The organism is Pseudomonas sp. PLMAX, assembly GCF_046042685.1.
Classification (GTDB): Bacteria; Pseudomonadota; Gammaproteobacteria; order Pseudomonadales; family Pseudomonadaceae; genus Aquipseudomonas; species Aquipseudomonas putida_AE.
The window spans coordinates 1,619,964-1,643,525 of record NZ_CP064949.1; the positions used below are offsets into that span (position 1 = coordinate 1,619,964).

General features: G+C 61.0%; 25 protein-coding genes and 2 pseudogenes. 20 read left to right on the plus strand and 7 right to left on the minus strand.

What is annotated here, in order from left to right:
- Positions 1-21: 21 nt before the first annotated feature.
- From DKB71_RS07370 to DKB71_RS07390, 5 genes are all read left to right on the plus strand, one after another.
- Entirely contained in the window at positions 22-1,332 is a 1,311-nt protein-coding gene (locus DKB71_RS07370) for a citrate-proton symporter (RefSeq protein WP_274073458.1), read from the plus strand.
- A gap of 2 nt (positions 1,333-1,334) precedes the next feature.
- Positions 1,335-2,777, plus strand: a complete 1,443-nt coding sequence (locus DKB71_RS07375; protein ID WP_408599982.1) for an amidase — start codon at positions 1,335-1,337, stop codon at positions 2,775-2,777.
- 69 nt (positions 2,778-2,846) lie between these two features.
- On the plus strand, positions 2,847-3,617 hold the full coding sequence (locus tag DKB71_RS07380) for an IclR family transcriptional regulator (protein WP_274073460.1): 771 nt from the start codon (positions 2,847-2,849) through the stop codon (positions 3,615-3,617).
- A gap of 160 nt (positions 3,618-3,777) precedes the next feature.
- Positions 3,778-4,368 carry a YceI family protein gene (locus tag DKB71_RS07385; RefSeq protein WP_408599983.1) on the plus strand — a complete coding sequence of 197 codons (591 nt, stop codon included), beginning with the start codon at positions 3,778-3,780 and terminating at the stop codon, positions 4,366-4,368.
- Position 4,369: 1 nt separating this feature from the next.
- Positions 4,370-5,527, plus strand: a complete 1,158-nt coding sequence (locus DKB71_RS07390; protein ID WP_408599984.1) for a phospholipase D-like domain-containing protein — start codon at positions 4,370-4,372, stop codon at positions 5,525-5,527.
- Positions 5,528-5,649: 122 nt separating this feature from the next.
- Here DKB71_RS07390 and bglX read toward each other — a convergent pair whose 3' ends face one another.
- Positions 5,650-7,941 carry a beta-glucosidase BglX gene (gene bglX, locus DKB71_RS07395; RefSeq protein ID WP_408599985.1) on the minus strand — a complete coding sequence of 764 codons (2,292 nt, stop codon included), beginning with the start codon at positions 7,939-7,941 and terminating at the stop codon, positions 5,650-5,652.
- Between the two features lie 260 nt (positions 7,942-8,201).
- On the opposite strand from bglX, the gene DKB71_RS07400 reads away from it, so the two are divergent.
- The 5 genes from DKB71_RS07400 to DKB71_RS07420 all read left to right on the plus strand — a co-directional run bounded on the left by DKB71_RS07400 (position 8,202) and on the right by DKB71_RS07420 (position 11,137).
- A complete protein-coding gene (locus tag DKB71_RS07400; RefSeq protein ID WP_274073464.1) occupies positions 8,202-8,807 on the plus strand; it encodes a LemA family protein in 606 nt (201 codons plus the stop codon).
- 139 nt (positions 8,808-8,946) lie between these two features.
- Complete coding sequence (locus DKB71_RS07405) at positions 8,947-9,699, plus strand: TPM domain-containing protein (RefSeq protein WP_408599986.1); 753 nt, start codon at positions 8,947-8,949, stop codon at positions 9,697-9,699.
- 41 nt (positions 9,700-9,740) lie between these two features.
- Positions 9,741-10,358: a TPM domain-containing protein gene (locus DKB71_RS07410; RefSeq protein ID WP_274073466.1), complete on the plus strand. Its 618-nt coding sequence runs from the start codon at positions 9,741-9,743 to the stop codon at positions 10,356-10,358.
- A gap of 133 nt (positions 10,359-10,491) precedes the next feature.
- Entirely contained in the window at positions 10,492-10,794 is a 303-nt protein-coding gene (locus DKB71_RS07415) for a helix-turn-helix domain-containing protein (RefSeq protein ID WP_274073467.1), read from the plus strand.
- Positions 10,781-11,137: a putative holin gene (locus tag DKB71_RS07420; protein WP_274073468.1), complete on the plus strand. Its 357-nt coding sequence runs from the start codon at positions 10,781-10,783 to the stop codon at positions 11,135-11,137. The genes DKB71_RS07415 and DKB71_RS07420 overlap by 14 nt, the downstream gene beginning before the upstream one ends.
- Before the next feature lie 48 nt (positions 11,138-11,185).
- On the opposite strand, the gene DKB71_RS07425 is transcribed toward DKB71_RS07420, so the two are convergent.
- The gene (locus DKB71_RS07425) at positions 11,186-11,614 is read right to left on the minus strand and encodes a helix-turn-helix domain-containing protein (RefSeq protein WP_274073469.1); all 429 of its coding nucleotides are present in this window, start codon (positions 11,612-11,614) and stop codon (positions 11,186-11,188) included.
- Between the two features lie 300 nt (positions 11,615-11,914).
- Between DKB71_RS07425 and DKB71_RS07430 the strand changes: the two genes are divergently transcribed.
- The 3 genes from DKB71_RS07430 (at position 11,915) to DKB71_RS07440 (ending at position 13,894) form a co-directional block, all read left to right on the plus strand.
- Positions 11,915-12,184, plus strand: a complete 270-nt coding sequence (locus tag DKB71_RS07430; RefSeq protein ID WP_274073470.1) for an ogr/Delta-like zinc finger family protein — start codon at positions 11,915-11,917, stop codon at positions 12,182-12,184.
- A gap of 2 nt (positions 12,185-12,186) precedes the next feature.
- A complete protein-coding gene (locus DKB71_RS07435; RefSeq protein ID WP_274073471.1) occupies positions 12,187-12,549 on the plus strand; it encodes a hypothetical protein in 363 nt (120 codons plus the stop codon).
- A gap of 130 nt (positions 12,550-12,679) precedes the next feature.
- Positions 12,680-13,894: an SAM-dependent methyltransferase gene (locus DKB71_RS07440; RefSeq protein ID WP_274073472.1), complete on the plus strand. Its 1,215-nt coding sequence runs from the start codon at positions 12,680-12,682 to the stop codon at positions 13,892-13,894.
- Between the two features lie 6 nt (positions 13,895-13,900).
- Here DKB71_RS07440 and DKB71_RS07445 read toward each other — a convergent pair whose 3' ends face one another.
- Positions 13,901-14,791, minus strand: coding sequence for a DMT family transporter (locus DKB71_RS07445; protein ID WP_274073473.1), 891 nt, complete (start codon positions 14,789-14,791; stop codon positions 13,901-13,903).
- Positions 14,792-15,108: 317 nt separating this feature from the next.
- Between DKB71_RS07445 and DKB71_RS07450 the strand changes: the two genes are divergently transcribed.
- The 3 genes from DKB71_RS07450 to DKB71_RS07460 all read left to right on the plus strand — a co-directional run bounded on the left by DKB71_RS07450 (position 15,109) and on the right by DKB71_RS07460 (position 16,532).
- Complete coding sequence (locus DKB71_RS07450; RefSeq protein WP_274073474.1) at positions 15,109-15,690, plus strand: DJ-1/PfpI family protein; 582 nt, start codon at positions 15,109-15,111, stop codon at positions 15,688-15,690.
- Between the two features lie 14 nt (positions 15,691-15,704).
- Positions 15,705-16,010, plus strand: coding sequence for a ribbon-helix-helix domain-containing protein (locus DKB71_RS07455; RefSeq protein ID WP_274073475.1), 306 nt, complete (start codon positions 15,705-15,707; stop codon positions 16,008-16,010).
- 177 nt (positions 16,011-16,187) lie between these two features.
- Positions 16,188-16,532 (plus strand): YegP family protein, encoded by a 345-nt coding sequence (locus DKB71_RS07460; RefSeq protein WP_323606666.1) that lies wholly within the window; start codon positions 16,188-16,190, stop codon positions 16,530-16,532.
- 127 nt (positions 16,533-16,659) lie between these two features.
- On the opposite strand, the gene DKB71_RS07465 is transcribed toward DKB71_RS07460, so the two are convergent.
- Together DKB71_RS07465 and DKB71_RS07470 are read right to left on the minus strand one after the other, a co-directional pair.
- A complete protein-coding gene (locus DKB71_RS07465; protein ID WP_408599987.1) occupies positions 16,660-17,547 on the minus strand; it encodes a dihydrodipicolinate synthase family protein in 888 nt (295 codons plus the stop codon).
- 31 nt (positions 17,548-17,578) lie between these two features.
- Positions 17,579-18,361: an aldolase gene (locus tag DKB71_RS07470; protein WP_274073478.1), complete on the minus strand. Its 783-nt coding sequence runs from the start codon at positions 18,359-18,361 to the stop codon at positions 17,579-17,581.
- Between the two features lie 111 nt (positions 18,362-18,472).
- Here DKB71_RS07470 and DKB71_RS07475 point away from each other — a divergent pair, with 111 nt between their 5' ends.
- On the plus strand, positions 18,473-19,015 hold the full coding sequence (locus DKB71_RS07475) for a helix-turn-helix domain-containing protein (RefSeq protein WP_274073479.1): 543 nt from the start codon (positions 18,473-18,475) through the stop codon (positions 19,013-19,015).
- A 109-nt stretch (positions 19,016-19,124) separates the two neighbouring features.
- Here DKB71_RS07475 and DKB71_RS07480 read toward each other — a convergent pair whose 3' ends face one another.
- On the minus strand, positions 19,125-20,144 hold the full coding sequence (locus DKB71_RS07480) for a DUF4917 family protein (protein ID WP_408599989.1): 1,020 nt from the start codon (positions 20,142-20,144) through the stop codon (positions 19,125-19,127).
- An 82-nt stretch (positions 20,145-20,226) separates the two neighbouring features.
- Between DKB71_RS07480 and DKB71_RS07485 the strand changes: the two are divergent.
- From DKB71_RS07485 to DKB71_RS07495, 3 genes and pseudogenes are all read left to right on the plus strand, one after another.
- Positions 20,227-20,625, plus strand: a pseudogene (locus DKB71_RS07485) (LysR substrate-binding domain-containing protein); the annotation flags it as partial.
- A 220-nt stretch (positions 20,626-20,845) separates the two neighbouring features.
- A complete protein-coding gene (locus tag DKB71_RS07490) occupies positions 20,846-22,039 on the plus strand; it encodes a CaiB/BaiF CoA transferase family protein (RefSeq protein ID WP_408599990.1) in 1,194 nt (397 codons plus the stop codon).
- A pseudogene (locus tag DKB71_RS07495) lies at positions 22,036-22,962 on the plus strand (hydroxymethylglutaryl-CoA lyase). Before DKB71_RS07490 ends, DKB71_RS07495 begins: the two are co-directional and overlap by 4 nt.
- A 44-nt stretch (positions 22,963-23,006) precedes the next feature.
- Here the strand turns inward: DKB71_RS07495 and DKB71_RS07500 are convergent.
- On the minus strand, positions 23,007-23,495 hold the full coding sequence (locus tag DKB71_RS07500; protein ID WP_408599991.1) for a DMT family transporter: 489 nt from the start codon (positions 23,493-23,495) through the stop codon (positions 23,007-23,009).
- Positions 23,496-23,562 lie beyond the last annotated feature (67 nt).

Below are 23,562 nucleotides of genomic sequence, written 5' to 3' on the forward strand. Positions count from 1 at the left end.
CAGGTTTCTGGAGAGTTCCCCATGCACACTTCGAGCACCGGTGTTTCGCGCACCCGGCAAGTGGTCGCGGCCGTTATCGGCAATGCGCTGGAATGGTATGACTTCATTGTCTACGGCTTTCTGGCGAGCATCATCGCCCGGCAATTTTTCCCTTCCGAAGACGAGTACGCCTCACTGCTGATGGCCCTGGCGACCTTCGGCGTCGGTTTCTTCATGCGCCCGGTGGGCGGCATCCTGCTGGGCATGTATTCGGACCGCAAAGGCCGCAAGGCGGCGATGCAGATGATCATCCGCCTGATGACCGTGTCGATCGCGCTGATCGCCTTCGCGCCGAACTACGCCGCCATCGGCATGGGTGCGCCGCTGTTGATCGTGGTCGCGCGGATGCTCCAGGGCTTCGCCACCGGTGGTGAATACGCCAGCGCCACGGCGTTCCTGGTGGAAAGCGCGCCGGCGCACCGCAAGGGTCTGTACGGCTCGTGGCAATTGGTCGGGCAATGCCTGGCGGTGTTTTCCGGGGCGGGCATGGTGGCGCTGTTCACCCATCTGTTGACCCCCGAGGCCCTGGACAGCTGGGGATGGCGGATTCCGTTCATGATCGGCCTGTTGATCGGCCCGGTCGGCCTGTGGATTCGCAAGCACATGGAGGAACCCGAAGAGTTTCTTGAGGCGCGCAAACAGGCCAAGGGCGAAAGCCCGGGTTTGCTGCAAGTGATCCGCGAACATCGCCGCGCCATTCTGGTGTCGATGGGCCTGGCCTGTGGTGCGACGGTGTCGTTCTACGTGGTGCTGGTGAACATGCCGACTTTCGCCCACAAGAACCTCGGCCTGCCGCTGGACCAGGTGCTGCTGGTGCAGATGCTCGCGGTGGCGGTGATGACCGTGGTGATCCCGCTGTCCGGCGCCTTGTCGGATCGCCTCGGCCGTCGCCCGGTGCTGATGGCCTTCACCCTGGCGTTTTTCCTGATGGTCTATCCGCTGTACGTGTGGGTCGCGGCGGCGCCCTCGGTGGAGCGCTTGCTGGTGATGCAACTGTTGCTGTGCACGGCAATCGGCGGGTTTTTCGGCCCGGCACCGACGGCGCTTGCCGAACAGTTTCCGATTGAAGTGCGCTCCACCGGGGTGTCGGTGGCCTATAACGTCGCGGTCATGGTGTTTGGCGGTTTTGCCCCGCTGATCGTGACCTGGCTGAGCAAGGTCCTGGCCACGCCGGTGGCGCCATCCTTCTACGTGTTGTTCGCTTGCGTGCTGACGCTATTGGGCACTTACTGCATGCAGGAAGCACCACGGGCGAAGAAATCCGTAGCTCTTAACCTTGGGGTGAAACCTTGAGCATGAATCCGATTGTTGAAATGGACGCCGATGCATTGTCCCGGGCGATTCACGGGCGGCAGGTGTCCTGCCGTGAAGTGATGCAGGCGTATCTGGCGCAGATCGAGCGCTTCAATCCGCAGGTCAATGCGCTGGTGTCGCTGCGACCCGCCGAGGAGCTACTGGCAGAGGCCGACGCCTGCGACCGGCAACTGGACCAGGGCCAGTCCCGGGGCTGGATGCACGGCATGCCGCAAGCGGTCAAGGACCTGGCGGCCACCGCCGGCTTGCGCACGACCATGGGCTCGCCGCTGTTCGCCGAGCAAATACCGCAGCACGACGCCATCAGCGTGGCGCGGGTGCGTGACTGCGGCGCGATCATCATCGGCAAGAGCAACGTGCCGGAATTCGGCCTCGGCTCGCAGACCTACAACAGCGTGTTCGGCACCACCACCAATGCCTACGATCCGACGCTGGTCGCCGGCGGCAGCAGCGGCGGGGCGGCGGTGGCGCTGGCGTTGCGCATGCTGCCGGTGGCCGACGGCAGTGACATGATGGGCTCGCTGCGCAACCCGGCGGCGTTCAACAACGTGTTCGGCTTTCGCCCGTCCCAGGGCCGCGTGCCCCATGGCCCGCAGCCCGAGGTGTTTGTCCAGCAACTGGCCACCGAAGGGCCGATGGGCCGCACCGTCACCGATGTTGCGCGGTTACTTGGCACCCAGGCCGGGTACGATTCGCGCGCGCCGTTGTCGCTGACCCAGGATCCGGAGATTTTCCATCAGTCGCTGGCCCAGGATTTCAGCGAGGTGCGCGTAGGTTGGCTGGGCGACTACAACGGCTACCTGCCGATGGACCCGGGCGTGATGAGCCTGTGCGAGGCGGCGCTGCAGGACTTCACGGCCCTGGGTTGCAAGGTCGAGACCTGCCAGCCGGATTTTTCCATGGAACGCCTGTGGCAGGCCTGGCTGGTGCACCGTCACTGGCTGGTGCAGGGCGGCCTCGGTAGCCTGTATGCCGATCCGCACAAACGCGAGCAGCTCAAGCCCGAAGCCCAATGGGAAATCGAGGGTGGCCTGCGCCTGACGGCGGCGGATGTCTATCAGGCCTCGGTCAGTCGCAGCGAGTGGTATCGCGCCTTGAACGATTTGTTCGAACGTTACGATTTCCTGCTGCTGCCCACTGCCCAAGTGTTCCCTTTTGATGCACAAACCCCTTGGCCACGTGTCGTCGGCGGGCAAAGCATGGACACTTATCACCGCTGGATGGAAGTGGTGATCGGACCGACCCTGGCCGGTTTGCCGAGCATGAACGTGCCGGTGGGTTTCAATCCGGCCGGGCTGCCGATGGGCCTGCAAATCATTGGCCCGGCCCAGGCCGATCGTGCGGTGCTGCAACTGGCTTATGCCCACGAGCAACTGACCCAGTGGGTCAAGCGCCGACCGCCCGGCTGTCTGCAAAGTGCGTAAAACTTGTGGGCAGGCCCACATCTTGCTGCAAGAATCGATCATCCATTAGCGCCCAAGGAGATCGAACACATGGACAGCAAGGCTGAAACCGGCAGCGTACGTTCAGTCGAGCGCGCCCTGGCGATCGTCGAGTTGCTGGGTGAGCATCAGGCGTTGGGCCTGGAGGAGTTGCACTACCTCACCTGTCTGCCCAAGGCCACGGTGTCGCGCATGTTGCTGACCTTGCAGGAGCAAGGCTGGATCTATCGCGGCTTGAGCGACCGGCGTTACCGCCTGTGCGCCAAGCGCCTGTTCGGTGACAGCCGGCAGCGCTTCAAGCGGCGCCTGGTGGAAAACGCCGCGCCGCTGCTGCTGGAGTTGAGCGAGCGCACCGGCCTGGTGGCGGACCTGTCGTGCTTCGATGGCGAACGGGTGGAGGTGATGGAAAGTGCGATCCCGCAGGTGTTGCGCAAGCGCTATCCGAACAACTGCCAGATCGTCGGCCAGCACGCCAGCCTGTTCCATTCGGCCATGGGCCGCGCCTGCCTGGGTGAGTTGCAAAGCCATGAAGTGGAGCGCCTGGCCGAGCGTGAGCGCCTCTGCGACGAATCGCTGTTCAGCGCCACCGAACAGGCGTTGCATCAAGGTTTCGGTCAGCGCACCGAGGGCTACTGGGAATACCCGGTGCGGCTGCCCTTCCTGATCCGGGCGGTGGCCTTGCCGATTCACACCGATGGCCGGCTGGTCGGCAGCATGGCGTTGCACTGGCCGATGGATCAGGCGCCGGTGGAACGGGTGCTGAGCCTGCACCTGAACAGCCTTGCCGCGACCATTGGCAATGTGCAGCAGGCGATGGCGTAAGGCCCAAAAAGATCGCAGCCTGCGGCAGCTCCTACAGGATCCGGGTGCGAATGCGATCCTGTAGGAAGCTGCCGCAGGCTGCGATCTTTTGATCGTGGGTTTGCAATAGCGGCGGGGGCAGTTAAGGTTCAGCACAGGTTTATCTGCCCCCCGAGTTTTTATGTTCCAGCGGTCTGTCTGCAAAACCCTTGCCTGCCTGTTGTTGGCCGGCGCTTCGTTGTCGGCCCAGGCCAATTGGTACCTGGACGGCGAATCCTCGCGGCTGTCGTTCGTCAGCACCAAAAACGCCAATGTGTCCGAAGTGCAGCGCTTCCTGGTGTTGCACGGCAAAGTCGACCCCGGCGGAAAAGCCGAAGTGGAGGTCGAGCTGGAATCGGTCAACAGCGGCATTCCCTTGCGCGATGAACGCATGCGCAAGGAGCTGTTCGAGATCGAGAAATTTCCCGAAGCCCTGATCACCACGCAAATCGACCTGCGCCCGATCAATGACCTCGCGCCCGGCGCGCAACTGGAATTGCGCCTGCCGCTGACCGTCGACCTGCACGGCAAGCAACACACCTACAACGCCGAACTGCTGGCCACCCGTCTCGATGACCGGCGTTTCCAGGTGGTGACTCTGGAGCCGGTGGTCATCAGTGCCGAAGACTTTGATCTGGCGCCCGGGCTGGAAGCGTTGCGCAAGGTCGCCGGCCTGTCGGCCATCAGCCTGTCGGTGCCGGTGGGTGCGGTGCTGATCTTCACGGCGCGTTGACATGGCCGGCCCGATCTTTCCCTGGCGTGAAGGCAATAGTTTCCAATTGCTGGTCGACGGTCCGGAGTTTTTCCCGCGCATGCTGGTGGCGATCGCCCGCGCCGAAGAACAGGTCGAGCTGGAACTGTATCTGGTGGAGGCGGGCGCCTGCGCCGAGGCCATGGTCCAGGCGCTGGTCCAGGCCGCCGAGCGCGGTGTGCGGGTGCGTTGCCTGTTCGATGATTACGGCAGCCTGGCCTTTACCCTGACCCTGCGCCAGCGCCTCACGGCCGCCGGCGTCGAGCTGCGCTTCTACAATCGCCTGAGCTGGCGACGCTGGGTCGGCAATTTCTACCGCGATCACCGCAAGCTGCTGCTGGTGGACCAGAGCCTGGCCGTGGTCGGTGGCACCGGCGTGACCGATGAATTCTGGACGCCCAACGAAGACGTCAGCGAGTGGCACGAAGTGATGGTGGAAATCACCGGCCCGCTGGTGCTCGACTGGCAATTGCTGTTCGACCGCCAATGGATCGCCAACCGCCATCGCCGCGCCTGGCGCCCGGCTTCGCACTTCGGCCTGCCGCGCCTGCCCCGCGTGCCGTCCACGGGTGAGGGCATGGGCCGCGTCGCCTATGCCGACGCCCGCCAGCACCGGGACATCCTGCAATCGCTGATTCGTGCATTGAACAGCGGCCAGAAACGCATCTGGCTGGCCACGCCGTATTTCCTGCCGACCTGGAAAGTCCGTCGCTCACTGCGCCGCGCAGCCTCCCGCGGCGTCGATGTGCGGCTGCTGTTGACCGGCCCGCGCACCGATCACCCGTCGGTGCGTTACGCCGGGCATCGCTACTACCCGCGACTGCTCAAGTCAGAGGTGAAGATTTTCGAATACCAGCCGTGTTTCCTGCACCTGAAAATGGTCCTGATCGATGACTGGGTGAGCATTGGTTCGTGCAATTTCGACCACTGGAATTTGCGTTTCAATCTGGAGGCCAACCTTGAAGCATTGGACGCTGGATTGACCCGTGACGTGGTGGCGAGTTTCGAAAAGGACTTCTCTCTGAGCCAGGAAGTCAGCCTGGAGGCATGGCAGCGCCGCCCGCTGTGGAAGCGGGTCAAGCAGCGAGTGTGGGGGTGGGTGGATCGGTTGGTGGTCAATCTGCTGGATCGACGGGGCTAGTCGCTACACCAAAGACCCCTGTAGGAGCTGGCTTGCCAGCGAAGGCGGTATAACATCCAACCAAGATGTTGAATGTTATGGCCTCTTCGCTGGCAAGCCAGCTCCTACAGAGGATCGCGGGGTTACAGCAGTTCAAAGCTCTGCTGCGTCACATCCTGGGAATCCAGGCCGATCTGCACGTTGAACTTGCCCGGCTCCGCCGCATACTTGAGCTGGGTGTTGTAGAACTTCAGGTCGTCTTCGGTGATGGTGAAGTGCACGACTTTCTGTTCGCCGGCCTTGAGCATGATCTTCTGGAAGTTCTTCAGCTCCTTGATCGGGCGGATCATCGAGCCGGTCTCGTCCTGGATGTACAACTGCACCACGGTCTCGCCGTCGCGCTTGCCGGTGTTTTTCACCGTGATGCTGGCGTCGAGCTTGCCGGTCTTGTTCAGTGTGGTCGACGACAGCGCCATGTCGCCCAGGCTGAAATCGGTGTAGCTCAGGCCATAACCAAACGGGTACAGCGGGCCGGTGGTGTCATCGAAATACTGCGAGGTGTAGTTGCCCGGTTTGCCCGGGGTGAACGGCCGGCCGATGGTCAGGTGGTTGTAGTAGGTCGGAATCTGGCCCACCGAGCGCGGGATGGTGATCGGCAGTTTGCCCGACGGGTTGTAGTCGCCGAACAGCACGTCGGCAATGGCGTTGCCGCCTTCGGTGCCGCTGAACCAGGTTTCCAGGATCGCGTCGGCCTGTTCCTTCTCCTCGAGAATCGACAACGGACGGCCGTTCATCAGCACCAGTACCAACGGTTTGCCGGTGGCTTTAAGGGCACGGATCAGCTCGCGCTGGTTTTCCGGGATGTTCAGGTCGGTACGGCTGGACGATTCGTGGGACATGCCGCGGGACTCGCCCACGGCGGCAACCACCACGTCGGCATCCTTGGCCGCTTTCACCGCTTCGTCGATCAGCACGTTCGCCGGACGCGGGTCATCCACCACTTCCGGGGCGTCGAAGTTGAGGAAGTTCAGGTAACCGAGGATCTTCGGGTCGCTGGTGATGTTGGCGCCACGGGCGTAGATCAGCGTCGACTGTGCGCCCAGAGCGTTGGTCATGCCATCGAACAGGGTCACCGATTGCGCTGGGCGACCGGCGGCGGCCCAGCTGCCCATCATGTCGATTGGCGCTTTGGCCAGCGGGCCAACCAGGGCGATTTTCGCGGTTTTCTTCAGCGGCAGGGTTTCGCCCTGGTTTTTCAGCAACACCAGGCTACGGCGCGCCACATCGCGGGCCTCGGCACGGTGCAGGCGGCTGTCGGCGTAGGTGTCGACCGGGTCATCCTCGGCCTTGCCGATGCGCAGGTACGGGTCCTTGAACAGGCCCATGTCGTACTTGGCGTCCAATACCGCACGCACGGCGTTGTCGATGTCGCTCTGCTGGATCTCACCGGCTTTGAGCAGCCCTGGCAGTTCCTTGCCGTACAGGGTGTCGTTCATGCTCATGTGGATGCCGGCCTTGATCGCCAGCTTCGCCGCTTCACGGCCATCGCGGGCGACACCGTGCTTGATCAGCTCGAAAATCGCTCCGTGGTCGCTGACCGCCAGGCCCTTGAAGCCCCATTCCTTGCGCAACAGGTCGTTCATCAGCCAGGTATTGGCCGTGGCCGGCACGCCGTTGATCGAGTTCAGCGCGACCATCACCCCACCCGCGCCGGCATCAATCGCGGCGCGGTACGGCGGCAGGTAGTCCTGGTACATCTTGACCGGGCTCATGTCGACCACGTTGTAGTCGCGACCGCCCTCGACCGCGCCATACAGGGCGAAATGCTTGACGCTGGCCATGATGCTGTCGGCAGCGTTCGCACCGGCACCCTGGAACGCCTTGACCATTACGCCGGCAATGCGTGACACCAGGTAGGTGTCTTCGCCAAAGCCTTCGGACGTACGGCCCCAGCGCGGATCGCGGGAGATGTCGACCATGGGCGCGAAGGTAATGTCGAGGCTGTCAGCCGCGGCTTCCTTGGCGGCAATGCGCCCGGACAGGCCGATGGCGTCCATGTCCCAGCTCGACGCCAGGGCCAGCGGGATCGGGAAAATGGTGCGATGGCCGTGGATCACGTCGTAGGCGAAGAACATCGGGATCTTCAGGCGGCTGCGCATGGCCGCGTCCTGCATTGGACGGTTTTCCGGGCGGGTGATCGAGTTGAACGTACCGCCGATGTTGCCCGCCGCGATTTCCTTGCGGATCATTTCGCGTGGCATTTCCGGGCCGATGCTGATCAGGCGCAACTGGCCGATTTTTTCATCGAGGGTCATTTGCTTCATCAGGTTGCTGACGAAGGCGTCCTTGTTCTCCAGGGGTGCGGGCGTCGTGGCGGCCAGTACGTTATGACTGGCCAGGCTGACGAACAGGCCCAGCAAACACAGCTTCTTCATGAATAGTTTTCTCAAGGGCCCAAGCGGCGATGTACACGCCGGCCAGCCAAAATTTAGGGAGCGACTATTGTTGTTCGGGTGCTGACTCAAAAAGCGACGGCCGAAAACGGCAGTCGAACACCGGAAGCGGTTTTTCTGCAGGGCATCTTTTAGCCCATTTGCCCCGACGCAATCCAGTGCCGCGCCGATTATGCCCGAAGAGCCGGCCGAGAGGGTCGCCGGTTGTTTTTTCCATGAAATGTGAACGGAGCATCACTCTGATGAATGTACGACAGTCCTACCGGTCGAGCCTGCAAGTGGCCACGTTGCTCGTGTTGGCCACGTTGCTGACGGCCTGCGGCATCAACAACATCCCGACCCTCGATGAACAGGCCAAGGCTGCCTGGGGCCAGGTGCAGAACCAGTATCAGCGCCGTGCCGACCTGATTCCCAACCTGGTGGAAACCGTCAAGGGCTATGCCGCACATGAAAAGGACACCCTGACGGCCGTGATCGAAGCCAGGGCCAAGGCCACCTCGATCCAGGTCGACGCCTCCACCCTCGACAACCCGGAAAAGCTCAAGCAGTACCAGCAGGCCCAGGATCAGCTCAGCGGTGCCTTGAGCCGCCTGATGGTGGTGTCTGAGCGCTACCCGGACCTCAAGGCCAACCAGAACTTCCTGGCCCTGCAATCGCAGCTTGAAGGCACCGAGAACCGGATCAGCGTGGCCCGACGCGACTTCATCCTGGCGGTGCAGAAATACAACACCGAGATCCGCACCTTCCCCGGTCGCCTGTGGCACAGCGTGATGTACAGCAATCTGCCGGAACGCGCGACCTTCGAGGCCACGCCGGGGTCGGAGAAACCACCCGAGGTCAAATTCTGAATCCTGATGGCGTGTAGATACCCTGTAGGAGCTGCCGAAGGCTGCGATCTTTTGACTTTGTTTTTCAGCGGTTTCGAAAAGATCAAGATCAAAAGATCGCAGCCTTCGGCAGCTCCTGCAAGGACGTGCGAGGTTGCCAATGCGAGCGTTGAAGATCGGTCTGGTGTTGTTGCTGTGGCTGTTTGCCCTGGCGGTCCAGGCCCAATTGAAGTTCCCGGAGCTGACCGGGCGGGTGGTGGATAACGCCCAGATGATCGAGCCAGCGGTGCGCGAGCAGCTGGTTCAACAGTTGCAGGCCCATGAAAAGACCACCGGCGAGCAGTTGGTGGTGGTCACGCTGGCAGACTTGCAGGGCACCGATATCGCCGATTTCGGCTATCAACTGGGCCGCTACTGGGGCATTGGCCAGAAAGACAAGAACAACGGCGCGCTGCTGATTGTTGCCCGTGATGAGCGCAAACTGCGCATCGAAGTCGGCTACGGCCTGGAAGATCGCCTGACCGACGCCCAGAGCTCGGTGATCATCAACCAGGTCATCACTCCGGCGTTCAAGGCGGGCAATTTCAGCAAGGGCATCAGCGACGGGGTGGCGGCGATGCTGGTGGTGCTGGGTGGCAATCCCCTGGACGAGCCCTCGACGGTCTATGAGTCCAGCGGCGATCCGGGTGACGATTTCGTCTCGCGGCATCCGGGGTTGTTCGTGTTTCTGGTGTTGTTGTTCATCCTGACAGTATTTGTTTGCCAGATGCTCGGTATCCTTCCTGCCGGTCGTGGCGGCTCCGGTGGTTCCGGTGGCGGTTTTGGTGGCGGTGGTTTCGGCGGTGGCGGTGGCGGTGGATTCAGCGGCGGAGGGGGCAGTTTTGGTGGCGGCGGTTCGTCGGGCGGCTGGTGATGACACGGAAATAAATACATTAGCGAGCAGGCATTCAACAGATGGCATTACTGACTGAACACGAACAACGCAAGGTCGCCGAGGCGATTGCCCGGGTCGAGCGCGACACCGACGCGGAGCTGGTCACCGTGCTCGCGGCCCGCGCCGACGACTATGTGTACATCCCGCTGCTCTGGGCCAGTCTGCTGGCACTGGTGCTGCCGGGAATCGTGCATTACCTGACGGGCTGGCTGACCTTGCACAGCCTGCTGATGGTGCAATGGAGCACCTTCATCGTGCTGTGCCTGGTATTGCGAATTCCGAAAATCACCACGCACCTGATTCCGCGGTCGGTGCGCCATTGGCGCGCCTCGAACCTGGCGCGCCGGCAGTTCCTCGAACAGAACCTGCACCATACGGTCGGCAGCACCGGCATCCTGATTTTCGTCTCTGAAGCCGAGCGCTATGTGGAAATCCTGGTGGACGAGGGTATCTCCAGTCGGCTGGACAACAGCCATTGGGACGCGATTGTCGCGCAGTTCACCCAGCAGGTGCGCCAGGGCCAGACGTTGCAGGGCTTTATCGCCTGCGTCGAGGCCTGCGGTGAGTTGCTCAAGGTGCACGTTCCAGTGACCCATGTGCGCAACGAACTGCCAAACCGCCTGGTCGTGCTCGGCTAGGCTGGCCGTCGCACACTTTTGTAACGCTTGGCGGTACAACTACGGCCGGTTGTCTGGCTCCTGCCCGGTCTTCAACATCTCCCTCCAATAGCGAACGCCCTGTGACGGGCGTCCTGACGTAGAGGGAGTACTTATGTCAACGCATCTACCGCTCGACTCTTTTGCCGGTGCAGCGCCTGACGGCGGGAGAAATGAAACGCCGATCCATCTGACAACTAAAGAAACACAAGCCTTGATCTGGTGCTACAAAGGCAAGACTTCCTGGGAAATCGCCAGGATTCAGAATTGCTCGCCCACCACGATCAACTTCCACTTTGCCAGTATTCGCCGCAAGTTTGCTGTCAGGTCCCGGCATGCCGCCTTGCTCAAAGCCATTGAGTCGGGCGCCATTGTCATCGACGAGGTCGATGAGCGAGGTGTGCATGAATCTGACTGACTCGGCCTATAACAGTATCAGTGGACTGCTCCTGGGATTGGGCATCGCGACATTGCCCGCGATAGATGGCGAAGCGCTGTTCGGTGCATCGCTGGGGGCGTGGCTGGTTATCACGACGCGCGTTGAATTCAAAGCCTGGCAGCGGATCGGCTCGTGGTTGCTGTCGGCGGGCGTCGGCTATCTTTTTACCCCTGTCGCACTGCCGTTGGCGCCTTTCCTGACTGCAGGGGTAACGGCATTTCTTTGCGCGCTGATCATTATTCCCATCAGCGTCAAGATCATGCAGTGGGTCGACGGCGCTGGCCTTGGGGAAATCATTGAGCGCCTCAAAGGGCGACGCTGACGGGTATCAACTCGTCATGATTAAACCGATTGCGAACTACATATGTACTCATGTTTCGTTCGCCTGTTGAAGTGTCGACAGAATAGACGCCATCTCTGAAAGTTTGAGTTCCATTTCACGCAGGCGGCGTTTTTCCTCCAGGGCATTTTGTATGGCGCAGCGATCTTCTTCACCGAGCAATCGCCACATCGCGAGAATTGTATTTTCCCGATTGGCTGTTTCCTGGTGGTGTTCGAGTTCATTGGCTGCAGCGCTGTGACGCAGGATTGGACCTTCGCCCAGCAACAACCAGTCGAGTGAAATGCCGCGCGACTGTGCAATTTCTACGCATAATGAGTATGGCGTACTGTCGCGACCCTTCCAGCTACTAAGGGTCTGCGGGCTGACTTGTAACGCCGAAGACAAAGAGGCATCGCTTTTTGTGCCGGTAATTTGCTTCAGTCGCGCTAAAACAGCCTGAGATTTTTTGCTACGCAATTTGAGCCTCTTCCTTTTGACACACGCTTTTTGAGTGCTTAATGTATGCGCAATGAGTAACTTTTTTATTGTGAGGAATCAATCTTCAACTATGAATCAGATGAATATGATGTCGAAACTTCCTAATGGTAGCAGGGTGATTTCCTACATGTTTGGTTCCTGCCCATTACGCCGTTATTCCTTGCACTTTCTTCTTTCGGGTGGGCGTTACTTGCAATGCCGGGTTGCAGCGATCATCGCATCAAGCAGTATTGCGTTTGATTATGTTGATTACCACCCGACGAACAGCGGGATCCAGGTATGAGTACTTACAAAATGGTGTGCCCGCACTGCTTGAGCCGGATGCGCATCCGCACCAGTGAGGGTCGTCATATTTTCCTGCGGGTGGCGTACTTGCAATGCACGTCGGAAGCCTGCGGCTGGTCGGTGCGGGCCGAGTTCGAAATGACCCACGAACTTTCACCCAGTGGCATGCCCAACCCCGCCGTGCGTTTGCCTTGCGCCGGGCCCGATTTGCGGCACGCCGCGCGTCCGCTTGCACCGACGGCGCCTGAGTCGACGGAGTCATGAACATGTCCGCCATTGTTGAAAACGAGGATTTGAACGAGCAATTGTTGGCCATCGCCCAGGCATTCCTGGCCCGTCACGAAAGTGATGCGGTAATTGATGACCAGGTGCTGTTCTGTCGTGCCGTGAAGCACCTGCAAGGGATTGATGTGCCGATGCACCTGGCGGAGCGACTGGTCAGCCACGCCTACGGGGAGCTCAAGTCCTGCAACGATCGACGACGCCTGGACATCGGCGCCAGCTCCGAAACCGTCGCTGTCATTACGGACCCCGCCAATGGCCTGACGTGGGCCGTACCGGTGGGATTGATCGTCAGGTATGTGATCAATTCACCGATCAATCGCAAACTTAGGCTGGTGGAGCCCTGACGGCACGCCGGATACTCGCAGGTCCGAGGGGCATTTGCGGGCCTGCGAAAAATAACCCCGTGCCCAAAACCGTCATCCCCCCTAAAATATCGAGCATTCTCCGATTCGCACTGCCCGAGGCCGTTTTTCCATGTCCGTCACCGCTACTCCCGCCAGCCTCGCGCCGGACCACCACGCCCAGTTCATCGGCCTGCTGCAATCGAGCCTCGACCAGAATGCCTTCATCAAGCTGGTGCTGGCCAAGTACGCCGGCGAGGAAGCGGACCTGCAGCGGATCATCATCAAGCCGGTGACGGTCAAGGCGCAGGCTTGCCTGTCCTTCGTCTATCGGTACAAGACACGCGACATCACCAAGAACCTGCCATTGACCGAAGGTGTGGCAGTCATCGCCGGTTTGTTGCCGGCGTCGTTCAAGAATGCGCATTTGTTGTCATTGACCGACGAAGCCCAGCTCGAATACAGCAAAAAGGGCAAGTCTTCGCTGTTCAAGAGCAAACCCCAGCAATTGCGCGAAGTGCCGTCCGCCGGGCACAACCGCGAGAAAAACCGCTTTCTCGATCTCGAACGGCCGTTTCTCGCCGACCTGGGCGTCACCAACAAGCAGCATGAACTGATCCCGGCGATGTCGCGCAAGTGGAAACAGATCAACAAGTTCATCGAGGTCTTCAGCCATGCGCTGACCTCGTCGCCCCTGGCGCTGGACAGCCCGGTGCGGGTGGCGGACTTCGGATCCGGCAAGGGTTACCTGACCTTCGCGATCCATGACTATCTGCGCAATACCTTGAAGGCCGAAGCGCAGGTGACCGGAGTCGAACTGCGCGAAGACATGGTCACCCTGTGCAACACCGCCGCGGCCAAGCTGGAGCATCCCGGGCTGGTCTTCAAGTGCGGGGATGTGCGCAGCGTGGCACCGAGCGAGCTGGATGTGATGATCGCGCTGCATGCCTGCGACATCGCCACGGACTATGCGATCCATACCGGCATTCGTTCCGGGGCCTCGATCATCATGTGCTCGCCGTGCTGTCACAAACAGATTCGCCTGCAAATCCAGAGCCCGGCATTGCTCAAGCCGATGCTGCAATACGGCTTGCACCTGGGACAGCAGGCGGAAATGGTCACCGACAGCTTGCGTGCACTGTTCCTCGAAGCCTGCGGCTACGAGACCAAGGTGTTCGAGTTCATCTCGCTGGACCACACCAACAAGAACAAGATGATCCTGGCGGTCAAGCGCGCCGAGCCGGGTGATCCGGCCCAGCTGCTGGCGAAGATCGAGGAACTCAAGGCGTTCTACCACATCACCGAGCATTGCCTGGAAACCCTGTTGCGGGCTGACGGTTACCTCTGACAGGTATTACGCGGTGGCAATGCGTGCGGGCTTGACCGCCGTCTTGCGGCCCAACACGACGGTCACGATCACCCCGCCGGCGAACAGCCAGGTGATCGGCTCGACCTGTTCGCCAAAGAACAGTGCGGAAAAGCCGATGGTGAAGAAAATCTGCAAAAGCTGGATCTGGCTGACCCGGGCAATGCCACCGATGGCCAGCCCGGCATACCAGGCAAAGAAGCCGATGAATTGCGAAAACAGCGAGACGTAGCCGAAGGCCCACCAGGTTTTGGCGGAAATCTCGCCCTGATGTTGCAACGCAAGGTACAGCACCGGGCCGATCAACAGCGGTGTCGACAGCACCAGCGCCCAGCAGATCACTTGCCAGCCACCCATTTCCTTGGCCAACCGGCCACCCTCGGCGTACCCCAGGCCGCCTACCGCAATCGCGCCCAGCATCAACAAGTCTCCGGCCTGGATGCTGCCGGCCCCGCTGATCAGCGCATAACCGAGCACCAGGGCACTGCCCAGCGCGGCGCAGGCCCAGAAGGCTTTCGATGGGCGTTCGTGGGACAGCCACGCGGCGTACAGTGCCACGCACAGTGGCTGCAAGCCATTGACCAGGGCGCCATGGGACGCCGGCAAGGTTTGCATGGCCCAGGCCGACAGCACCGGGAACCCGAGGATCACCCCGGCAATGACCAGCGTCAGGCCCTTGACCTGCTGCCAGGTTGGCCATTTCTCACGCCGCCACAGCAACAGCAACGCCGCGGGAATCGCCGCGAACAGGGCCCGGCCCAGGCCATTGAGCAGTGGATGCAGTTCCTGCACGACGATGCGTGTGAAGGGCAGGGTGAGGCTGAAGATCACAACGCCGAGCAGGCCCAGGGCCATGCCGGTGTTTTCGCGCGAGGTCATGATGGCAACCAGAATCGTGGGTGATGGGAAGTGCCTTCATCTAGCCATAAACCGTGGCGTCTGCGCTGTTACAGCTAAGTGCAGAGTTATCCGTACAGTTGGGAGCGAAGCTCCCAACGTAGGAGCTGCCGCAGGCTGCGATCTTTTGATCCTGCTTTCAAGATCAAGATCAAGATCAAGATCAAGATCAAGATCAAAAGGTCGCAGCCTCCGGCAGCTCCTGCACAAGGAGATCGCGTAGTAGCAGGTTATTACCCACCCCAGCGGATAAGGACTACCTTGAACACTCCTACGCATTTCCCAGAGGAGTCCTCCCCATGGCGGCGAAAAAAATTCTGATGCTGGTCGGCGATTACGTCGAAGACTACGAAGTGATGGTGCCATTCCAGGCCCTGCTGATGGTCGGTCACACGGTGCATGCCGTTTGCCCGGACAAGACCGCCGGCCAGACCGTGCGCACAGCCATCCATGACTTCGAAGGCGACCAGACCTACAGCGAAAAGCCCGGTCACCTGTTTGCCCTGAACTTCGATTTTGCCAAGGTCAAGGCGGCGGATTACGATGCGGTGCTGATACCGGGCGGTCGTGCGCCGGAGTACTTGCGCCTGAATGAAAAAGTCCTGGAACTGGTGCGCGACTTCGACAAGGCCGGCAAGCCGATCGCCGCCGTGTGCCACGGTGCACAGTTGCTCGCCGCCGCGGGAATTCTCGAAGGGCGTGAATGCAGCGCCTACCCGGCCTGTGCGCCAGAAGTGCGCCTGGCGGGCGGTACGTTTATCGATATCCCGGTGACGGACGGCCATGTTCAAGGCAATCTGGCGACGGCGCCGGCCTGGCCTGCCCACCCTAGCTGGCTGGCCGGATTCCTCGGTTTGCTGGGCACCAAAATCACGCTGTAACGGGGGACCCGTCCATGTGCGAGCTGTACGTCAAAGCCGATCCGATCCTCTACGAATCGCGCTCGCGCTCGCTGCGCATCTGCGGGGTGGTTACCACCCTGCGGCTGGAGAATCAGTTCTGGGACATCCTCAGCGAAATCGCCGAGACCGACGGCATGACTACCAACCAGCTGATTGCCAAGCTGTATGAAGAGGTCATGGACTACCGCGGCGAAGTGGTCAATTTCGCTTCGTTCCTGCGGGTGAGTTGTACGCGGTATCTGAGTCAGCGGCGGGTAGCTGCTCCGGAGTTGTCGGTGGTGAAGCGTTCAGTCAATTAGGTTTGCAGCTTGCTTACGGGCCCCATCGCCAGCAGGCTGGCTCCCACAGTGGATTGGTGTGCATCAGTCCAATGTGGGAGCTGGCCTGCTGGCGATAGGGCCCACACAGGCGACAGAAACAGCAGGCTGGTCTTTACTCTGAAGCGCGCAACCTTCCAATCGCCAAGGAGAAAGAGCATGTCCGGATGGTACGAAGTGAGCAAGAGCAGCAGCGGTCAGTTCAGGTTTGTGCTGAAGGCGGCGAATGCCGAAACCATTCTGACCAGCGAGTTGTACACCACCCGCGCCGCGGCCGACAAAGGCATAACGTCAGTCCAGGCCAACAGCCCGCTCGATGAGCGCTACGAGAAAAAAACCACCAAGGATGGCCATCCTTATTTCAACCTCAAGGCGGGTAACCACGAGATTATCGGCAGCAGTGAGTCCTATTCCTCCGATGCCGCCATGGAGAAAGGCATCGCCAGTGTGAAGGCCAATGGGCCGAGCAAGGTGATCAAGGACAAAACCCTGCCCGTACTCTGAAAACACCGATGATCTAATGTGGGAGCGGGCTTGCTCGCGAATGCGGAGTGTCAGGCAACAGGGTTGTGACTGGCATACCGCATTCGCGAGCAAGCCCGCTCCCACATTTGTTTATGTGAGTCTGAGATCAGCGCAGGGTTTTCAGCAGCCCTTGCAGCTGACTGACTCCTGCCTCATCCAACGGAAACACCGGCAACCGCGGATCACCCACCTCCAGCCCTGTCGCTCGTAAACCCGCCTTGATCGTCGCCGGCAACCCCCCCTTGAGAATGAAATCCAGCAACGGCAACTGGCGATAGAACAGTTCACGTGCCTTGTTCAGGTCGTTGGCCAGCACGGCGTCGTACAGGTCGAGATTGAGCTGCGGGATCAGGTTCGGCGCCGCGGTGCACCAGCCTTTTGCCCCGGCCGCGAAGGCTTCCAGCGCCAGCGGGTTGCAACCGTTGTAGAAGGGCACCTGACCTTCGCCCAGGCGTTGCAATTGATGCATGCGCTGGATGTCACCGGTGCTCTCCTTAACCATGGTCACGTTCTCCACGCTTTTGACGATGCGCAGAATCAGGTCCACCGACATGTCGGTGCCGCTGGTGGCCGGGTTGTTGTAGAGCATGATCGGCACGCCGATGCTGTCGCCGATGGCGCGGTAGTGCGCGAGGATCTGCGCTTCGCTGAGTTTCCAGTACGACGTCGGCAGCACCATCACCACGTCGGCGCCATGGGCTTCGGCGAAACGGGCGCGACGCACCGCTTTGGCGGTGGTCAGGTCGGACACGCTGACGATGGTCGGCACTCGCCTGGCCACGTGCTTGATACTGAATTCGGCGACCTGGTCCCACTCCGCGTCGCTCAGGTAAGCACCTTCGCCCGTGCTGCCCAGGGGTGCGATGGAATGCACGCCGCCGTCGATCAAACGGTCGATCGAGCGCCCGAGCGCGTCCAGGTCAACGCCCTCGCCATCGGCGGTAAAAGGGGTGATGGTGTAGCCGATGATGCCGTGAATGTTTGCAGTGGACATGGGGTCTCTCCGTACAAAAAAGGTCTGGGGTTCAGTTCAGGCAATCGGCGTGTCGACGCAGGTTCTGCCGGGCGTAGTAATTGAAAGCGGCGGCATGACGCTTGGGCCGGGCGATCCAGTCATGGGCTTCTCGGCCCAGCTCGGGAATGATCGGCTTGATGGTTCCGGCGCTCATCGCCAGCAGCTGCAACCTGGCGGCGCGTTCGATCAGTTGGGCAATCACGCAGGCCTCCTCGATGGTGGTGCCGGTGGACAACTGGCCGTGGTGGGACAGCAGGATCGCCCGCTTGTCGCCCAGGGCACCGGCAATCAATTCGCCTTCTTCATTACCCACCGGTACGCCGGGCCAGCCTTCGAGAAACGCGCAGTCGTCATAGAGCGGGCAGAGGTCCATGTGGGAAATCTGCAGCGGCACTTCCAGCATCGACAACGCCGCGACGTGGGTCGGGTGGGTGTGGATGATGCAATTCACATCCGGCCGGGCGCGGTACACCCAGCTGTGGAAGCGGTTGGCCGGGTTGGGCATGCCGTGGCCTTCGAGCACTTCCAGGTCTTCGTTGACCAGCAACAGGTTGCCCGCGGTGATTTCGTCGAAACCCAGGCCCAGTTGTTGAGTGTAATAGGTGCCCGGCTGCGGGCCACGGGCGGTGATTTGCCCGGCCAGGCCGGAGTCATGGCCATTCTCGAACAGAATGCGGCAGGTCAGGGCCAGCTTTTGCCGGTCGGTCCACGTATTATCCGCGAGGGTGTTTTGCATCTGGTTCAGCGCTTGCTTGACCAGTTGATCTTTGGGCAGTGCTAATGTCGTGGCCATATCGATGTCCTCTTTGGCTGGGTCATGCAGATGACACGAAAGATGCTATATGACACCTTGTGTCATGAGCAAGGACAATTCGTCACCTCCTTGATGGATTAATCGTTCTACATGTCTATCCGTTTGAAATTATTGAGAAAAAAACTTGGCGTAACCCTTGAGGCATTGGCGGAAAAATCCGGCATGACCAAGAGTTATCTGTCGAAAGTCGAACGCGGCCTGAACACGCCGTCGATTGCGACCGCGTTGAAACTGGCCAAGGCACTGAACGTGAAGGTCGAGGAGCTGTTTTCCGAAGACAAGGTCAGCCTCGACAGCTACAGCCTGGTGCGCAGCCATGAGCGCCAGCCACTGGGTGCCAGCGGCGACAATCCGGGCTACGCGGTGCTGGCCCATCAGGTCAGCGAACGCAGCCTGCTGCCGTTCATCATTTACCCGCCGACAGAATTTACCGACAAAGCCTTCAAGGAACACCTGGGCGAAGAATTTCTATTCGTCCACGAGGGGCAGGTGGAAGTGGATTTCGTCAACGAGCGGGTGCTGCTCAGCCGTGGCGATGCGCTGCACTTCAACTCACAGAAACCGCACCGGATACGCTCGGTGGGCGAGGTGCAGGCGCAGTTGCTGGTGGTGGTGCATAGCAGCGAGGAATGAGTCAGCTTTAAAAGCTTCGCGAGCAAGCCCGCTCCCACAGGGAATTTGTGCACGCCGCAGATCAACTGTGGGAGCGGGCTTGCTCGCGAAAGCGTCAGATCGGGCAACACTAAACTTCGACTGGTACCGATAGCTTCGGGCTACCCAGCCCATGTGTCTTCGAATCAAAAAACCGCAACTCCACGCCGGTCCCTTCGAACACCTTCGCGTAATGCCGCTTCTGATGCTGGATGAACGCCTTGCTGCGCGGGTAGATCGAGATCGCCACCACTTTGGGTTTTGCCTGGCGCAAGGCATGCACGATGTGGCTGTCCTGCTCACCCAGCGCATGCCCGAAAATGCACAAGCCATCGCCATGGCCGAGCAACTGGTCATAGCAGAACGACAGGTAATCGGAGCTGCGGATGGTCTTGAGCTTGTCCGCGCTCGGCCCTTCGTTGATGAACAAGGGTACGTCGTCGAGGGTCTTGATCGTGTTGTTGATGGCGAAGTTGCCCAGCAACGTGCCCTCGGTCGACATCAGTTTGCGCGCCGTGCCGTCCTGGTTGCGCACCAGGTGCAGGCCGCCGTGCAGGTACAGCAGGCGGGTCTTGTCGGTGGCGGTAACGCTCAGGTCGAAGGCCGGTTCTGCCCCCTGGAACAGATCGGTGATCGCCTCGGGTTGCTGCTGGATCGCCCAGTAATTGAGCAAGTCGTAGTTGGTGGTGAACACCGTGCGATACCGGCCCAGTTCCTGGCTGATGGTCGCCAGGCTCGACGCCTCGACCAACCGCCACGGAATGTGCACCGCGTGCACGGTGTTGATCAGCGCTTCCTTGATCGCGTAGTAACGATTGCGCGGCGCGGCGGAGCTGACGGCCAGGGCCTTGTTGACCCGGCTGGTGGTTTTCAACGCGCTGAGCACCTGCTCGAAACTGCGCGTCTGCAGCGCCTCGAACACGCTCAGCTCGGACGGGCTGAGGGGTTTTTCCTCGACGGTGCGGGCGTTTTCGAACAGCGAGTCGTAGCCGAAGTCGTCCCACACCGCCCGGCTGGCTCCATTACCCACCAGCAGACCGTCGAACGCAGCGCTGGCGCGCAGGGCGTTCCAGTCTTCAAGTTGGGCATCGACATCCTGGAAATCGGTCATTGCGGTGGTCGTCTCGAAGCAAAAGGTCTGATGGGCGGCGACTTTATCATGGTCGGGCGGTTCAACCACGGCACGTCGCGGGCAGGACAAACTGGTGGTGTTGATGCCGCCGCATCATCCATTGGCGAGCCGGTCGAGCCTGGCGTTTGCCGATACGCTGGACAGCGATTACGTCGGGTTGCACGCCGCCAGTTCCATCAACATGCGCACCCATGCGGCGGCGCGCGAGGCGGGCAGGGTGCTGCGGGTGCGGATCCATGTGCCGGGCTTCGACGCCATGTGCCGCATGGTCCAGGCCAACATGGGGATTGGCGTTCTCCCGCAGCGGGCCTATGAATTGTTCGGTCGGGCCCTTGGGCTGACGGCCGTGCCATTGACCGATGAGTGGTCGGATCGCGCCTTGATCGTGGTGGTGCGTGATGAGGCACTGCTGTCGCCGGTGAGCCGGATGTTGTTTGAGCATTTGCGGGAGCAACTCTGAGTTTTCATTGGCCGGGCCGGCGTCTTCGCGAGCAAGCCCGCTCCCACAGGGAAATGCATTCCAAATGTGGCGGGCTTGCTCGCGAAGGCGGCCCTGAGGTCACGACAATCTCCCAAAGCATTCGCGTTTCGCGAACGCCCGTTGACAACTGAAGGTTGGATTCCCAAGCTCCCTGTCCTCTAGCCTTGGCGCATATTCCAAGAACAAGAGGTACCCCGCGATGACTGCCCCCTTGAGTGCGATCAAAGTGATCGAGATCGGCACGCTGATTGCCGCGCCGTTCGCCGCGCGCATGCTCGCCGAGTTCGGCGCCGAAGTGATCAAGATCGAAGCCATGGGCCAGGGTGATCCCCTGCGTAAATGGCGCAAGCTGCACGAAGGCACCTCGCTGTGGTGGTACCTGCAATCGCGCAACAACAAGTCCCTGGCGCTAAACCTCAAATCCCCTGAAGGCATCGAACTGGTCAAGCAACTGGCGACCAGCGCCGACGTGCTGATCGAAAACCTGCGTCCCGGCGCCCTGGAAAAACTTGGCCTGGGTTGGGACGTGCTGCATGCCCTCAACCCCAACCTGACCCTGGTGCGGATTTCCGGTTACGGCCAGACCGGTCCGTACCGCGATCGTCCGGGTTTCGGTGCCATAGGCGAGGCCATGGGCGGCATCCGCTACACCACCGGCACCCCCGGTTCGCCACCGGCGCGGGTGGGCGTCAGCCTCGGCGATTCCCTGGCCTCGTTGCACGCGGTGATCGGCGCGCTGATGTCGCTGCTGCGGGTCAAGACCGGGCAGGGTGGTGGGCAGATCGTCGATGTGTCGTTGGCCGAAAGCGTGTTCAACGTCATGGAAAGCCTGGTGCCGGAATACGACATGCTCGGCCATGTGCGTGAGCGCAGTGGCGGCGCCTTGCCGGGCATCGCACCGTCCAACACCTACCTCACGGCCGATGGCGCCTACGTTGTGATCGCCGGCAACAGCGACCCGATCTACAAGCGCCTGATGTTGACCATCGGCCGCCCGGATCTGGCCGAAGCCCCCGAATTCGCCCATAACGACGGGCGTGCGGCCAAGAGCAACCTGCTCGATGCGGCGATCACCCACTGGACCAGCAGCCTGCCGATCAACGACGTACTGGCGGCGCTGGAAGCCGCCGAAGTGCCGGCCGGACGTATCTACTCGGTGGCCGACATCGTCGCCGATCCGCATTATCAGGCGCGAGACATGCTGCTCAATGCCGAACTGCCGGGCGGCGCCACGGTGAAGATGCCGGGCATCGTGCCGAAATTGTCGGAGACCCCCGGTGGCGTCAACTGGTCGGGCCCGGGACTGGGCCAGCACACCGATGGCATCCTTGCGCAACTGGGCCTCACCGTGGCAGACATCGAACGCCTGAAAGTCGAAGGAGTGGTGCAATGATCACTGATTATTCCGAGCGCCTGATCGTTCAGGAAGTCTCCCCGCGCGACGGCTTGCAGATCGAGCCGACCTGGGTGGAAACCGTCGACAAGATCGCGCTCATCAATCAACTGTCGCTGGCCGGGTTCAGCCGTATCGAGGCCGGCTCGTTCGTGTCGCCCAAGGCCATACCGGCATTGCGCGACGGAGAGTTGGTGTTCAAGGGCATCAGCCGCCAACCTGGGGTGATCTATGTCGCGCTGATCCCTAACCTCAAGGGCGCGTAACGGGCGCTGGCCTGTAGCGCCGATGAACTGAACCTGGTGATGTCCGCCAGCCAGACCCACAACCTGGCGAACATGCGCATGCGCTGCGAAGACTCGTTGGCGGCGTTTGGCGAGATCGTCCAGTTAGCGCAGGGCACGCCGGTTCGCCTGAACGCGAGCATCGCCACCACTTTTGGTTGCCCGTTCGAAGGCAAGATCGATGAGGACCGGGTGTTGCAGATCGTCGAGGCCTATCAGGAGCTCGGCATCCAGGGCATCACCCTGGCCGATACCACCGGCATGGCCAATCCGCGGCAGGTCGAGCGCCTGGTGCGGCGGGTGTTGCAGCGGGTATCGCCAGCGGACCTGACCCTGCATTTCCACAACACCCGCGGCCTGGGCCTGTGCAACGTGCTGGCCGCCTACGAGGCCGGCGCCCGACGTTTCGACGCGGCGCTGGGTGGTCTTGGCGGCTGCCCGTTTGCGCCGGGCGCTTCGGGGAATATCTGTACTGAAGACCTGGTGAACCTGTGCGATGAAATCGGCATAACGACCGGCATCGACCTGCCGCTGTTGCTCAAGCTGTCCCGAGGATTGCCGGCGCTGCTCGGCCACGATGTGCCGGGCCAGCTGGCCAAGGCCGGACGCAATTGCGACCTGCACCCCGTGCCCTCCTGACCACCGCGAACCTGTAGCTGCCGCAGACTGCGATCTTTTGATCTTCAAGACGTCGCAGTCATCGCTTTTCCAGCCCAATCACCAAACTGAATCAACACCACCCCGCCAATCAACAACACCGCCCCGAACACTTTGGGCAACGTCACCTGCCGCTCCACCAACCCAAACCAGCCAAAGTGATCCAGCAACAGCGACGCCACCACTTGCCCCGCCAGCGCCAACGCCATGAACCCTGAAGCGCCAAGCCTGGGCAGCAAAACCAAGGCCAACGAAATAAAACACACCCCGAAAGCCCCACCCGCCCACATCCACATCGGCGCCTTGGCGATGAACGCCAGCGATGGCAACGGCAAGCGCATTGCCAACATGATCGGCAACAACACCAAAATGCTCACCACCAATGAAGCGAGGGTCGCCCACAATGGATGACCCAGGCTGCGCCCGAGATTGACATTGATCGCACTCTGAAACGGCACTACCGCACCGGCGAACGCGGCAAGCAGCAACAGGCCCGCCCAATGCAACGTACTCATGGTTATTCTCCAGCAAGTTTTGCTGGACTCTAGAGTATTCGTCGCGCAGATTTAAATTCCGTTTTAC

Coding starts and splice junctions, on each gene's coding strand:
- DKB71_RS07470 (WP_274073478.1), bottom strand. CDS start 18,361: ATGGCCACGACATTAGCACTGCCCAAAGATCAACTGGTCAAGCAAGCG.
- DKB71_RS07460 (WP_323606666.1), top strand. CDS start 16,188: ATGTCCGGATGGTACGAAGTGAGCAAGAGCAGCAGCGGTCAGTTCAGG.
- DKB71_RS07400 (WP_274073464.1), top strand. CDS start 8,202: ATGAATGTACGACAGTCCTACCGGTCGAGCCTGCAAGTGGCCACGTTG.
- DKB71_RS07415 (WP_274073467.1), top strand. CDS start 10,492: ATGTCAACGCATCTACCGCTCGACTCTTTTGCCGGTGCAGCGCCTGAC.
- DKB71_RS07410 (WP_274073466.1), top strand. CDS start 9,741: ATGGCATTACTGACTGAACACGAACAACGCAAGGTCGCCGAGGCGATT.
- DKB71_RS07490 (WP_408599990.1), top strand. CDS start 20,846: ATGACTGCCCCCTTGAGTGCGATCAAAGTGATCGAGATCGGCACGCTG.
- bglX (WP_408599985.1), bottom strand. CDS start 7,941: ATGAAGAAGCTGTGTTTGCTGGGCCTGTTCGTCAGCCTGGCCAGTCAT.
- DKB71_RS07405 (WP_408599986.1), top strand. CDS start 8,947: ATGCGAGCGTTGAAGATCGGTCTGGTGTTGTTGCTGTGGCTGTTTGCC.
- DKB71_RS07440 (WP_274073472.1), top strand. CDS start 12,680: ATGTCCGTCACCGCTACTCCCGCCAGCCTCGCGCCGGACCACCACGCC.
- DKB71_RS07435 (WP_274073471.1), top strand. CDS start 12,187: ATGTCCGCCATTGTTGAAAACGAGGATTTGAACGAGCAATTGTTGGCC.
- DKB71_RS07445 (WP_274073473.1), bottom strand. CDS start 14,791: ATGACCTCGCGCGAAAACACCGGCATGGCCCTGGGCCTGCTCGGCGTT.
- DKB71_RS07475 (WP_274073479.1), top strand. CDS start 18,473: ATGTCTATCCGTTTGAAATTATTGAGAAAAAAACTTGGCGTAACCCTT.
- DKB71_RS07385 (WP_408599983.1), top strand. CDS start 3,778: ATGTTCCAGCGGTCTGTCTGCAAAACCCTTGCCTGCCTGTTGTTGGCC.
- DKB71_RS07380 (WP_274073460.1), top strand. CDS start 2,847: ATGGACAGCAAGGCTGAAACCGGCAGCGTACGTTCAGTCGAGCGCGCC.
- DKB71_RS07430 (WP_274073470.1), top strand. CDS start 11,915: ATGAGTACTTACAAAATGGTGTGCCCGCACTGCTTGAGCCGGATGCGC.
- DKB71_RS07455 (WP_274073475.1), top strand. CDS start 15,705: ATGTGCGAGCTGTACGTCAAAGCCGATCCGATCCTCTACGAATCGCGC.
- DKB71_RS07390 (WP_408599984.1), top strand. CDS start 4,370: ATGGCCGGCCCGATCTTTCCCTGGCGTGAAGGCAATAGTTTCCAATTG.
- DKB71_RS07375 (WP_408599982.1), top strand. CDS start 1,335: ATGAATCCGATTGTTGAAATGGACGCCGATGCATTGTCCCGGGCGATT.
- DKB71_RS07420 (WP_274073468.1), top strand. CDS start 10,781: ATGAATCTGACTGACTCGGCCTATAACAGTATCAGTGGACTGCTCCTG.
- DKB71_RS07465 (WP_408599987.1), bottom strand. CDS start 17,547: ATGTCCACTGCAAACATTCACGGCATCATCGGCTACACCATCACCCCT.
- DKB71_RS07480 (WP_408599989.1), bottom strand. CDS start 20,144: ATGACCGATTTCCAGGATGTCGATGCCCAACTTGAAGACTGGAACGCC.
- DKB71_RS07450 (WP_274073474.1), top strand. CDS start 15,109: ATGGCGGCGAAAAAAATTCTGATGCTGGTCGGCGATTACGTCGAAGAC.
- DKB71_RS07500 (WP_408599991.1), bottom strand. CDS start 23,495: ATGAGTACGTTGCATTGGGCGGGCCTGTTGCTGCTTGCCGCGTTCGCC.
- DKB71_RS07370 (WP_274073458.1), top strand. CDS start 22: ATGCACACTTCGAGCACCGGTGTTTCGCGCACCCGGCAAGTGGTCGCG.